This is a genomic window from Microbispora bryophytorum, assembly GCF_043197435.1.
Lineage (GTDB): Bacteria > Actinomycetota > Actinomycetes > Streptosporangiales > Streptosporangiaceae > Microbispora > Microbispora bryophytorum.
In genome coordinates, this window is the sequence record NZ_JBICTF010000007.1 from 91,901 (window position 1) to 104,869 (window position 12,969).

Below are 12,969 nucleotides of genomic sequence, written 5' to 3' on the forward strand. Positions count from 1 at the left end.
GGACAGGGTCCCCGTCTGTGACACGCACGGGCCGCCGATCAGCGGCTGGAGGTCACGGAGCGCTCCGGTTGCCGCCCGCTTTCACTGCCGTCGCACCAGGCACCGCTTTCCCATACTTCGCATAACATCACCCTCTTGGGCAAATACAGAAAGTATCTAGGCATTTACCCAGAGTTGTGATGACATGGTGGCCGACCGCCCGGCCCTGCGCCGGGCGCGCCAGGTGGACCCCGGCCGGGACAGCAAGCCGACGGCGAAATGCCGAGACGTAGTGGACCTGAGCAGGAAGGGCGACATGAGCGCGGACGACCCGACAGCGGACCCGACAGCGGACCTGACAGCGGAACAGGCATGGCCGGAGCACGCGGCGGCGGTGGTGGGCGTGGGATGCCGACTGCCTGGTGGGATCGTGAATCTGGACGGGCTCTGGCAGGCGTTGCGGCAGGGCGCCGATCTGGTCGGCCGGATCCCGCCGAGCAGGTTCGACGCCGATCGGTTCGTCGACGACACCATGCCGAGGCCGGACAGGAGCTACACCCGGGCCGGAGGCTTCCTCGACGAGGACGTCACCGCGTTCGACGCCGCCTACTTCGGCATCTCCCCAAAAGAGGCCGCCTCGATGGACCCGCAGCAGCGGTTGCTCCTGGAGATGGCGGTCGAGGCCCTGGACGACGCGGGCATCGATCCGGCGGTGCTGGCGGGCACGGACACCGGGGTGTTCATCGGCATCTCCGATCCGGCCTACGGCACGATGCAGGCGTTGGAGCCGGGGGCCATGGGGCCGTACTCGATGTCGGGGGGAACCCTGTCCATCGCGGCCAACCGGCTGTCGCACTTCTTCGACCTGCGCGGGCCGAGCATGAGCATCGACACGGCGTGCTCCTCCGCGTTGACGGCCGTGGAGCGGGCCTGGCGGTCCCTCGCGGAGGGATCCAGCCGGGTGGCACTGGCCGGCGGCGTCAACCTGCTGCTCAGCCCCGGCCCCTTCATCGGTTTCAGCCAGGCGTCGATGCTGTCGCCGACCGGCCGGTGCCGGGCGTTCTCCGCCGACGCCGACGGGTTCGTACGCGCGGAGGGCGGCGGTGTGGTGGTGCTCAAGCGCCTGGCCGACGCGATCGCCGACGGCGACCGTGTCCACGGCGTCATCGTCGGCGCCGCCACCAACAACGACGGCCACACCATGGGGCTGGCGTTGCCGAACGCCGAAGCGCAGGAAGCCCTGTTACGGCAGGTGTACGCCACGGCGGGCATCAGCCCCGACGAGATCGTTTACGTGGAGGCGCACGGCACCGGCACCCAGGCCGGGGATCCGGCCGAATGCCAGGCGCTGGGGCGGGCGCTGGGCAGCCGGCGTACGCGCGGAGTCCTGCCCATCGGCTCAGTGAAGTCCAACCTGGGGCACCTGGAGCCCGCCTCCGGCATGCCGGGACTGTTCAAGGCCCTGCTGGTGCTCCGGCACCGGATGATCCCGCCCTCGTTGCACGCCGCCACGCTCAACCCTCGCATCGACTTCGACGCCCTGGGGCTGAGCGTCACCGTCGAGCCGCGACCGCTGGACGAGGCAGGCGGGCGGCCCGTGGCCGGAGTCAACTCCTTCGGCTTCGGCGGCGCCAACGCACACGTGGCGTTGGCCGCACCGCCCCTCCCTCAGGCGATGACGCCCCCGCCCGCCCGGACAGTGCCCGTCGTCGTGTCCGCGCGCAGCCGGACCGCGCTCCAGCAGGCCGTGGAACGAACGGCCACGCACCTGGCGTCCCTCGACGAACGGGATTTCTACGACGTGGCCTACACCGCGGCCCGCCGGCGTGGCGCCCACCGGCACCGCGCCGTGGTCCTCGCCGATTCCGCCGCCGCGGCGGCTCGGGCGCTGGCGAGCCCGGCGGACACGGCGCTGGCGGAGGCGGTGGAGCAGGGACGGGTGGCGTTCGTGTTCTCCGGCAACGGCTCGCAGTGGGCCGGGATGGGCGCCGACCTGCTGTCCGACCAGACCTTCCGCTCGGCCGTGGAAGCGGTCGACGCCGAATTGTCCGCTCGGCTCGGCTGGTCGGTGCTCGAGGAGCTGTCCCTGCCCGCCGATCAGTCACGGCTGTCGGCGACCGAAGTGGCGCAGCCGTTGCTGTTCGCCGTCCAGGTCGGCCTGGTCGAGATGCTCAAGGCCGCGGGCGTACGGCCGGGAGTGGTTCTCGGCCACAGCGTGGGCGAGGTGGCCGCCGCCTACACCGCCGGCGCCCTGTCACTGGCCCAGGCGGCGCAGGTGATCGCCGAGCGCGGCATGGCGCAGTCGGCCACCCGGGGGCAGGGCCGGATGGCCGCGCTCGGGCTGCCCGAGGCCGCGGCCAGGCAGATCCTGGCCGGCTATCCGCAACTGGAGATCGCGGCGGTCAACTCCGACCGCGACGTCACGATCGCCGGACCGGACGGATCGTTGAAGTCACTGTGCGAGGACCTCTCCGCGCGCGAGACCTTCTTCCGGGAGCTGGACCTGGACTACGCCTTCCACAGCGGCGCCATGGATCCGGTGCGGCAGCCCCTGGCGGAGGGACTCGCCGGGCTGCGGCCCTGCCCGGCGCACATCCCTCTGGTGTCCACGGTGACGGGCGACCTGATCCGGGGTTCGGAGCTGGACGCGGCGTACTGGTGGCGGAACGTCCGGGAACCGGTCCGGTTCGCGGCGGCGGTCGAGCGGGTGCTCGGCGACGGCTTCGACGTGCTGCTGGAGATCGGCCCGCATCCGGTGCTGCGCTCGTACCTGCGTCGCATCAGCGGCACGGCGCGGGTACGCACGGCCGTCGTGACCACCCTGCGCCGCGACGAGCCGGGCCCGGCGCTCGTCCGCCGCGCGGTCGCCGAACTCGTCGCAGCCGGTGCGCGGCTCGACTGGGACCGGTACTTTCCCCGCCCCGGCGCGGTGCGGTCGCTGCCGGCCTATCCCTGGCAGCGCGAGCGGCACTGGATCGGCGGCCCGCACACCTGGGTGCGGACCAACATCGACACGACGATCCGGCATCCGCTGCTGGGACAGCGGATGCCGGTGCTGGACCCCACCTGGCAGGGGGAGATCGACCGGGTGCGGGTGCCCTGGGTGGCCGACCACCGGGCCGGCGGCGCCGCCGTCATGCCGGCCACCGGATACGTGGAGATGGCCATCGCCGCCGCCCGGCTGACCATGCCGGACGCCGCCGAGGCGGTGGAGGTGGACAGGGTCGACATCAGCCGGGCCATGGTGGTGCCCTCACAGGCCGCCGCCGCTCCGGTGTACGCGCAGACGTCGCTCCACGCCGAGACCGGGGTGGTCACCGTGGCCAGCGCCGACCGGCAGGCGGAGCAGCCCCGCGAGCACTTCCGGGCCCGGGTGCGGCCCCTGCTGCGCCGGATCCCGCCGCCGCTGGACGTGGCCGCGCTGCGCGCTCGCATCCGCACGCCTGTGGACGTGCCCGGCTACTACGCGCGGGCCGCCGAAGGGCACATGGTGTGGGGGCCGGAGTTCCAGGTCCTGACCGAGCTGTGGGCGGGCGAGGGAGAGGTGCTGGGCGCCTACTCGTGCCCGGAGCAGGGGCAGGGGCGCTACCAGATGCATCCGGTGGTGCTGGACAGCGCGCTGCAGGCCGGCGTGCTGTGGCTGGTGGAGTCGCTGCGATCGGGCCGCGGGTACATGCCCGCCGCCATCGGCTCCGTCCGCCTGTGGGGAACGCCCCCGGCACAGGGGCTGGTGCACGTGCGGGAACGTTCCAGCAGTGCCGAGGAGGTCTGCTGGGACATCGTGGTCGCCGGCCACGACGGCCGGATCGCCGCCGAAGTGGAGGGCTGCCGGCTACGCCGGATGCCCGGCGTCCACATCACCCCGGTCACCCGTTACGAGGTGGCGCTGCGGGCCGCACCCCGGGCCGGCGCGCCCGCCGAGCCGTGGCCGGCCCCCCGCCCCGGGCAGATCCTGTCCGGCGCGGCCGAGCGGATCGACCGGCTGCGTTCGGCGTGGCACGAGCTGGACTACCCGCGGTACGCGGCACGGCTCGAAGAGGTCTTCGCTCACACGCTGGCCGGCGCACTCGGCGAGCTGACCGCCGAGCGGCCGAGCGACATCGAGGAACTGATCGAAGCGTGCCCGGGGGCGCACCACCGGCGGATGCTCCGCGCGGCCCTGCCCCTGCTGGAACAGCACGGGCTGCTGGAGCGCCTGAAGCCGACAAGCCCGGACTCGCGCGAGCTACACAGTGATCCCCACCGTGATCCACACAGGGACCTCCTCGCCCGGGGAGCCGCCTTCGCCGCGCAGAGCGCCCTGTCCGTCCGGGTCGGCCGGTGCCTGCCCGAGCTGCTCGCAGGCCGGCGGGCCGGCTCCGACGTCCTGGATTCCGGCGGCGGTCATGAGCTGATGGAGCAGTTCCACGACGTCGGGCCGGTCAACCTGTTCACCAACCGGATCGCCCGGGCGCTCGTCGAGCAGATCGTGAGGAGATGGCCGGCCGACCGGCCGCTGCGTGTCCTGGAAGCCGGTGCGGGGACGGGCGGCACCACCGCCATGCTGCTGCCCGTCCTGCCCGCCGACCGCACCCGATACCTGGTCACCGACCTCGCCGAGACGGCGCTGACCCGGCTGCGGCAGCGCTTCGCCGGCTTCGACTTCGTCGACTACGCCGTCCTCGACCTGGACGCGAATCCGGTTGAACAGGGACTGACCGCGGGCGGATTCGATCTCGTGATCGCGGCGAACAGCCTGCACCTGGCCCGTGACCTGCCCGCTGCGCTGCGCCATCTGTCCACCCTTCTGGTTCCCGGCGGCCACCTGCTCATCGCCGAGCCTCACCGGGTGGGGACCCTGCTGCCGTTCGTCGGCATGCAGGAGGAGTTCTGGGACTTCACCGACCGGCACCTGCGCCCGGCCTCGCCGCTGCTGTCGCGGGAGCAATGGCCGGAGGCGCTGGCGGGGGCCGGCTACACGGAGGTCGTCCAGGTCGGCGACGACGACGCACTCGCATCCGGCGACTTTTCGGTGATGCTGGCCGCCGCTCCCGCCACCGCTCCGGCTCCGGCCACCACGCACCCCTTGCCGGACGCCGACGGCACGTGGATCCTCGCCGGCGAGGACGGCACCGACGCTCTGACCACCGAGCTGGGGGCTCTGCTGCGAACCCGCGGCGGCGACGTGCTCCACTCGCCGCTCAGCGACGATCCCGACCACTGGACCGACCACGTCCCGCCCACCGCCCAGACGATCACCATCGCGATCGTCCTGGGCGGAGCGGACGACACGGATCCGGAGGCGGCCGTCGAGCGGATCACCCGGCGGGCCGCGGCGCTGCGGGCCGTCGCGCTGGCCTGCGAGCAACTGCCCGAGCACGTCGCGACCACGTTGTGGCTGGTGGCCCGCCCCTGCGCCGCGCTGCCGGAACCCCACGTCGCCGACGTCCGGCTCCACCCCGAGGACGCGGCGACCTGGGGGACGACGCGTTCCCTGGGCAACGAGCAGCCACGGCCGGTGATACGCAGGCTCTGCCTGCACCCCACCGGTGACGCCGCGCAGGACGCCGGCCGCCTGGCGGCGGAACTGCTCGACCCGGGCGAGGAGGACGAGATCCTGCTCACCCGTCGTGGACGTTTCGTGCCGCGGCTGATCGAGCCGGGCGAGCACACCCGCGACCTGCCCGTCGGTTCGGGCGACGCCTACCGGCTCAGGGTGTGCGATCCCGGGCTGTCGTACACGCTGGCCTGGGAGGAGATCCCGATGCCGCAGCCCGATCCTGACGAGATCGTGGTCGAGGTGCGGGCGATCGGGCTGAACTACCGCGACGTCATGCGCGCGGTGAACCTGCTGCCCGCCGAGGCCGTCGAAGCGGTCTTCGGCGGCCACGAGCTGGGCCTGGAATGCGCCGGGATCGTCACCGCCGTCGGCGCCGCCGTCACCGGGACGAAGCCCGGTGACCGGGTCATGGCCGCGGGACCCGTCGGATTCGCCAGTCACGCCAGGGTCAAGGCGTGGGCGGCCGTCGCCGTCCCCGAGGGGATGACCTTCACCGAGGCCGCCACCATGCCGATGGCGTTCTCCACCGTGCACCATTCGCTGGGGCACTGCGCACGGATCAAAGCCGGTGAGACGATCCTGGTCCACGGTGGCGCCGGTGGGGTCGGCCTGGCCGCGCTGCAGTACGCCCGGTTCCACGGAGCCCGCGTGATCGCGACCGCCGGCACCGCCGCCAAACGCGACCTGCTGCTCGCCATGGGCGCCGACCACGCCCTGGACTCGCGCAGCCTGCACTTCGCCGATCAGGTCAAGGAACTGACCGGGGGCCGGGGCGTGGACATCGTGCTCAACTCGCTGGCCGGGGAGGCCATCACCCGGGGCGTGGAATGTCTGCGGCACGGCGGCCGGTTCATCGAGCTCGGCAAGCGGGACATCTACCAGAACGGGTCCCTGCTGCTGCGCCCGTTCTCCGACAACATCGCGTTCTACGGCGTGGACGTCGGCACCCTCATGTGGAAGGCGCCCGAGCTGATGGCGGACAGCACGGCGCAGGCGGCGCCCCTCTACCGGTCCGGGGAGTTCCGGCCGCTGCCGCACACGGTGTATCCGGCCGCACGCGTCGCGGACGCCTTCGCCATGATGCGCCATTCCCGGCACATCGGAAAGGTCGTGGTGTCCTTCGATCCACGTGACGAACCCGTCGCCGTCCGGCCCCGGCCGACGGCGCCACGCCTGGATCCCGAGGGGACCTACCTGGTCACCGGCGGCCTGGGCGGGTTCGGTGCGGCGACCGCTCGCCGCCTCGCCCGGCGGGGCGCCCGCCACCTGGCCCTGGTCGGCCGCCGGGGCGCCGAGTCGCCCGAAGCCCCCGCCCTGCTTGCGGAACTGCAGAGCTCGGGGGTGGAGGTCCGCGCGTACGCGGCCGACGTGGCCGACCGCGACGCCATGCGGCGGATCCTGCAGGACCTGGACGCCGGGGGCCGCCCGCTGCGTGGCGTCGTGCACGCGGCCATGCACCTTGACGACGGCCCGCTCACCGACCTCGGCGACGACCGGATCCGGGCCGTGCTCCACCCCAAGGTCGCCGGCGCGGTGGTGCTGGACGAGCTGACCCGGGATCGGCCCCTCGACCTGTTCGTCATGTACTCCTCCCTCACCACCGTCGGCAACATCGGTCAGACGTCGTACGTCGCCGCGAACCTGTTCCTGGAGGCGCTGGCCCGGCGGCGGCGCCGGCAGGGCCTGCCGGCACTCGCGGCCTGCCTGGGCGCGCTCGCGGACACCGGGGTGCTGACCCGGGGCACACAAGGCGAGGTGCTGGCCAAGGCCGGGATCCCGCCGATGCCTGCCGGCCAGGCGCTGGACGCCGTGGAGCACATGCTCGGCGAGCAGGCCGACGTGGCCGTGGTGGGCCGCTGCGACTGGGGCCGGTTGCGGCAGGTCCTGCCCAGCCTGCAGCGTCCGTGGCTGTCCCTGGTGCTGCCGCCGGGTGCGGAACAGCAGGCGCCCGACCTGCAGGCGCTGCTGGCCGGGGCGACCTACGAGCAGGCGTACGCGTACCTCTCCGAGCAGATCACCGGCCTGCTGTCCGCCGTCCTGCTCGTCCCCGCCGACCGGATCGCCGACGACCGGCGGCTGGACGAGTACGGACTGGACTCCCTCATGGCCGCCGAACTGCTGACCTCGATCCGGAACCGGTTCGGCATCGACATCCCGCCCATGGAGCTGATGCGCAGCGGCGGGACCGTCGCCGACATCGCCCGGAGCCTGCTCATCCGTCTCGGGCTGCGCGACGACCGGCAGCCCGCCGGCACGGCACAGAAGAGAGGCCTGCGTTGACCCTGCACACCCGGCTGGCCGGGGTGGCCGCCCACCTGCCCGAGACCACACTGAGCACGGCCGAGCTGGAAGACCGGCTCGCCGACCGCAATCCGGCACTGGACCTGCCCCGGGGGCTGATCCACGACCACAGCGGCGTCCGGCGCCGGCACATCGCCCCTCCCCACGAGAAGCCGTCCGACCTGGCGGCGCACGCCGCCCGCCGGGTCCTGGAGGAGTGCGACCTTCAGGCCGCCGACCTCGACCTGCTCATCTACGCGGGGGTGTCGTCCGACGCCGTCGAGCCGGCCACCGGGCACATGGTCGCGGCCAAGATCGGGGCCTGCTGTCCGGTCTTCGACGTACGCAACGCCTGCAACAGCGTGCTGAACGCCATCCAGGTGGCCGACGCGCTGATCTCCGGCGGCCGTCATCGGCGGGTCCTCATCTGCTGCGGAGAGCTGCCCACCGCCGGCACACCGTGGACCCTGTCCAGCGCCGAGGAGTACGTCACCGTCGCCGCGTCCTACACCGTCTCCGACGCCGGCGCCGCGGTGCTGCTGGAGGCCGGCGCCGAACCGGGGGTGCTCGCCCACCGGTTCTCCGCGTACTCCGCCGGGTGGCCGGCGGCGGTCTCCGCCGTGGACAACCTCACCAGCGACCCGTGGGCGGACCGGCCCACCATCGGGCCGCTCATCGTCGACGCGGCCCGGCTGGCGCGCGGCTTCGAGGAGATCGACTACGCCGTCTTCCACAAACCCCTCGCCGATCTCGGGCTGACCTGGGACGACTTCGCGGCCATCTGCGTGCACCAGGCGTCGCTGGCGACGCTGTGGTGGTTCTGCGACCAGGTGCGCATTCCGCAGGGCAAGGTCGTCGTCACCATCGCCCAGCACGGCAACCTCGTGGCGTCGACCCTGCTCGTGCAACTGGCGCGGGTGGTCGGCTCGGGACGGGTGCGGCGCGGCGACCTGGTCGCCCTGGTCGGCCTGGCCAGCGGGGCCAGTGCCGGAATCGTCGTCGTGCGGTGGTGATCCCGTGACCACACAGGCGACCCCTCCCGGCTCCGGCCCCGCCGAGCCGCCCGCGCCGATCAGTGAGCTGATCGTCCGCGCCGAGCGCTGGTTCCGCGAGCAGCCCGACGTCATCGCCTGCCAACTCGGTGGCCGCACCCCGGCGGCCACCACCTACGGGCAGTTGTCGCGGTCGGTGGACCATGCCGTCGCGGCCCTCGCCGAGGCCGGGATCCGCCCGGGCATGCGTACCGGCCTGCTGGTGCCGCCGGGCCCGGAGCTGGGCGCGCTGGTCGTCGCCCTGGTACGGCTCCGCGCGGTGCCGGTGCTGGTCGATCCCGGGCTGCCGCTCGACGCGATCAGGCGCTGTCTGCGTCAGGCGGCGCCCGAGGCGTTCATCGCGATTCCCGCCGTTCAGCTGGCCAGGAGGCTGCTGGGCTGGACCCCCGACGTCCGCGTTTCCATCACGGTCCCCGCGCGGCGGCGGCGCGGCTCGGCATGGACGTCACGCGGACCGGTACGGTGGCCCCCCGCCGGCCCCGACGACCTGGCGCTGATCGCCTACACCTCCGGATCCACCGGCCCGCCCAAGGGCGTACCGCTGCGTCACCGGCACCTGACCGCGCAACTCGACCTGCTGGGCGCGCTGGGCACGGTGCGACCGGGCACGCCGGTGTTGTCGACGTTCGCGCCGTTCGCTTTGGGAGCGGCGGCGTTCGGGGCGACCGTGGTGATCCCGGACATGGACCCGCGGCATCCGGTGCGGGCCGACCCGGCCGCTCTGGTCGCCGACATCCAGCGGTATCGCGTGGCCGGGATGTTCGCCCCTCCCGCGCTGCTGGACCGGCTCGCGCGGCACTGCGCCGCCCGCGGCCTGGTGCTGGACACACTCGGCGACGTGGTGTCCGCCGGGGCGCCGCTGCCGATGCCGGTGATGGAGCGCCTGCGCGGCTGCCTGCGTGACGAAGCGCGGGTGCTGTCGGTGTACGGCGCCACCGAGTGCATGCCGGTGGCCGCGATCGAGAGCCGGCTGCTCGCCGAGCACGCCGCGGCCACCGCCGCCGGGGCGGGCACCTGCCTGGGTCCTCCGCTTCCGGGCGCCGAGGTGCGCGTCATCGCCGTCACCGACGACCCCATCGAACGGTGGAGTGAGGATCTGGTCGTGCCGTCCGGCACGGTCGGGGAGATCACCGTGGCCGCCCCCACCGTCAGCGATCCCTACCTGGACGATCCGGGGGCCACCGCGCTGGCCCGGATCCGCGATGGAGACCGCGTCTGGCACCGGATGGGCGACGTCGGCCGGTTCGACGGGCACGGACGGCTCTGGTTCGCCGGACGCAAGTCGGAGCGGGTCCGCACCGTCGGCGGCGACCTGCACACCGACCAGGTCGAACCCGTCTTCGCCGCCGTGCCGGGGGTCCGCCGCACCGCACTGGTCGGCGTCGGTCCCGCCGGCGCGCAGCGAGCGGTCCTGATCGTGGAGTGCGAACCGGGGTCCCGGGACAACACCCGAATGAAGGAGGACATCCTCGATATGGCGGCCCGTCATCCGCACACCGAGGAGCTTCGGGAGGTGCTGTTCCACCCCGGATTCCCGGTCGACGCCCGGCACAACAGCAAGATCCGCCGGCACGAGCTCGCCCGGTGGGCCTCGCGACGCGTCCGGGCGGGCCGATGACGACAGTCCTGGTGACCGGGGGCGGCGGCTTCCTGGGAGAGGCCGTCTGCCGGCGGCTGGCCGCCCGCGGTGACACCGTTCACGCTCTTCAGCGTCACCGCAGCCCCGCGCTGGCGGCTCTCGGGGTCACCCAGCACCTGGCCGACGTCCGCGACCGCGCGGCGGTGCTGGCCGCCGTCGAGGCATGCGAGGCGGTCGTGCACTGCGCCGCGAAGGCCGGCGTACACGGTCGGGACCGGGACTACGAGGAGATCAACGTGTCGGGGACGCGGAACGTGCTGGACGCCTGCGCGCGCCACGGGGCACGCCTGGTCCACACGTCCTCACCGAGCGTCGTCCACGACGGGCGGGACCTTGAGGGAGTGGACGAGTCCGTGCCCTACCCCCGCCGTTTTCCCGCCGCCTATCCGCGGACCAAGGCCGAGGCCGAGCGGCTCGTCCTCGCCGCTGCCGCCGCCGGACGGGTCACGGCGGTCGCGTTGCGTCCGCATCTCATCTGGGGGCCGGGAGATCCGCACTTCCTGCCCAGGCTGGTCGCACACCACCGCCTGCTGTGGCTGCCGGGCACGACCGACAAGAGCATCGACACCGTCTACATCGACAACGCCGCCGACGCCCACCTGCTCGCGCTCGAACGGTTATGTCCCGGATCACCACAGGCGGGCCGGGCCTACTTCATCACGCAGGGCGAGCCCTGCGGTTTCGGGGAGTGGCTCAACCTGCTGCTGCGCGCCGCCGGGTTGCCCCCCGTGACACGGCGGGCACCGCTCGGACCGGTCCTGCGGGCGGCCCGGCTGCTGGAGCGGGCTCGCCGGCTCCCGTGGACGCCGCACCTGCCACCGCTGTTGTTCCTGGTGGAGCAGGCATCGACGGCGCACTGGTTCGACATCTCCGCGGCCCGCCGCGATCTCGGCTACCGGCCCCGGGTGAGCATGGCGGAAGGACTGGCCCGGCTCACCGCCCACCTGTCCGCGGGGAACACCCGGTGACCGGGTTCCCGGACTACCCGTTCGCCTCCCGGTGGTTCGCCCACCCGCGCCGTGACGGCCTGCGCCAGCACTACCTGGACGAAGGGGCGGGACAGCCGGTGCTGTTCCTGCACGGCAACCCTTCCTGGAGTTACCTGTGGCGGCGGCCGATCCTCGCCCTGCGTGAGGAGTTCCGCTGCGTCGCCCCCGACCACATCGGCATGGGACTGTCGGACAAGCCCGGAGCCGACCGTTACCCCTACGACCTGGCCGCCCGCGTGGACGACCTGGACGCCTTGATCGAACACCTCGTCACCGCCCGAGGCGCCCCCGAGCACGGGTGGACACTCGTGCTGCACGACTGGGGCGGGCCGATCGGCATGACCTGGGCCTGCCGCCACCCCGGCCGGGTCGCCCGCCTGGTCCTGCTCAACACCGCGGCCTTCCCCAACCCGCACGGCGAACGCGTACGTCCCCTGCTGCGGCTGCCGTTCCGGGTGTTGCGCGACACCCGGCTGGGAACCCGCCTGTTCCTGCGCCACAACCTCTTCGCGCGCGGCGCCACCTGGCGGCCGCTGGGCGTCCGGCGCCGGATGCCCGCCGCGGTGCGCTCGGCGTTCCTGGCCCCCTACGACCGGCCCGAGCACCGCGTGGCCATCCAGCGCTTCGTCCAGGACATCCCGCTGCGCCCCGACGACCCTTCATGGCCGGTGCTGCACGGCACCGGCACGTCGCTGGCGCAGTTCGCCGACCGGCCCATGCTGATCGCCTGGGGACTGGGCGACCCGGTCTTCGACCGCGCCGTGCTGGGTGAATGGCAGCGGCGCTTTCCCGCCGCCCGGACTCGCCTTTATCACGGCGCGGGCCACTACCTGCTGGAAGACGCCCACGCCGATCTCGTCCCGGTCATCCGCTCGTTCCTGCGCACCCCGCCTGGCGCGTGACGCCGCCTCTGGGTCATTCCACCAGCGCGCCGAACACGTAGCTCCCGGGAGCGCTCGGGTTGTCGCCCGCCCAGAACTCCGTCCAGTGGGTGCGGAACTCGTCGCGGGTGAGGTGGCCGTCGCCGTCCAGGTCCAGGCGCGGGAAGATCTCGTCGGTCGCCGCCGGCGTCCCGTTCCACGTCTCGACGAGCACGCCGTACTCGGAGCGGGAGATGAAGCCGTCCCCGTCGAGGTCGACGGCCTCGAACATCGCGTCGGCGGTGGCGGAGACGGCGTCCGCCCTGTCGCCGAGTCCTTCCACGACGAGGAGCACCTCGTCGAGGGTGACGGCGTCGTCGCCGTCGGGGCCCGAGGCGGTCTGGAGCACCGGCCACCAGCCGGTCATGACGGCTGCGAGTCGCTCCGGGTCGACGGATCCGGCGACGGCCGTCCATCGGCGGGCGAGCGCCTGGAAGTCGGCCTCGGTCAGCCGGCCGTCTCCGTCCACATCCATCGCCCGGAAAACTCCGCCGACCTTCTTCCGCTGGAACTCACTGGCCACATCTGCCTCCGCTCTTCGGGGAAGACTCCATGTTGCCAATGAGTCACT

At 73.1% G+C, this 12,969-nt stretch carries 6 protein-coding genes; 5 read left to right on the plus strand and 1 reads right to left on the minus strand.

The features are described from left to right. The first annotated feature begins 184 nt into the window (after nt 1–184). From ACGFIB_RS24580 to ACGFIB_RS24600, 5 genes are read left to right on the plus strand one after another with little or no spacing between them, the layout of a single operon-like run. Nucleotides 185–7,798, plus strand: a complete 7,614-nt coding sequence (locus ACGFIB_RS24580; protein ID WP_393375197.1) for an SDR family NAD(P)-dependent oxidoreductase — start codon at nt 185–187, stop codon at nt 7,796–7,798. Beyond that, nucleotides 7,795–8,811 carry a 3-oxoacyl-ACP synthase III family protein gene (locus tag ACGFIB_RS24585; protein WP_208762415.1) on the plus strand — a complete coding sequence of 339 codons (1,017 nt, stop codon included), beginning with the start codon at nt 7,795–7,797 and terminating at the stop codon, nt 8,809–8,811. Before ACGFIB_RS24580 ends, ACGFIB_RS24585 begins: the two co-directional genes overlap by 4 nt. Nucleotides 8,812–8,815: 4 nt before the next feature. Next, nucleotides 8,816–10,468 (plus strand): fatty acid CoA ligase family protein, encoded by a 1,653-nt coding sequence (locus ACGFIB_RS24590; protein WP_393375200.1) that lies wholly within the window; start codon nt 8,816–8,818, stop codon nt 10,466–10,468. After that, nucleotides 10,465–11,457 carry an NAD-dependent epimerase/dehydratase family protein gene (locus ACGFIB_RS24595; protein ID WP_393375203.1) on the plus strand — a complete coding sequence of 331 codons (993 nt, stop codon included), beginning with the start codon at nt 10,465–10,467 and terminating at the stop codon, nt 11,455–11,457. The genes ACGFIB_RS24590 and ACGFIB_RS24595 overlap by 4 nt, the downstream gene beginning before the upstream one ends. Continuing rightward, a complete protein-coding gene (locus ACGFIB_RS24600; RefSeq protein WP_393375206.1) occupies nt 11,454–12,380 on the plus strand; it encodes an alpha/beta fold hydrolase in 927 nt (308 codons plus the stop codon). Before ACGFIB_RS24595 ends, ACGFIB_RS24600 begins: the two co-directional genes overlap by 4 nt. A gap of 13 nt (nt 12,381–12,393) precedes the next feature. Here the strand turns inward: ACGFIB_RS24600 and ACGFIB_RS24605 are convergent, their stop codons facing one another. Next, a complete protein-coding gene (locus ACGFIB_RS24605; protein ID WP_189105058.1) occupies nt 12,394–12,921 on the minus strand; it encodes an EF-hand domain-containing protein in 528 nt (175 codons plus the stop codon). Nucleotides 12,922–12,969 lie beyond the last annotated feature (48 nt).

Excerpts from the sequence above, each read along its gene's own strand:
- ACGFIB_RS24595 (WP_393375203.1), top strand. The coding sequence starts at position 10,465 with ATGACGACAGTCCTGGTGACCGGGGGCGGCGGCTTCCTGGGAGAGGCC.
- ACGFIB_RS24580 (WP_393375197.1), top strand. The coding sequence starts at position 185 with ATGGTGGCCGACCGCCCGGCCCTGCGCCGGGCGCGCCAGGTGGACCCC.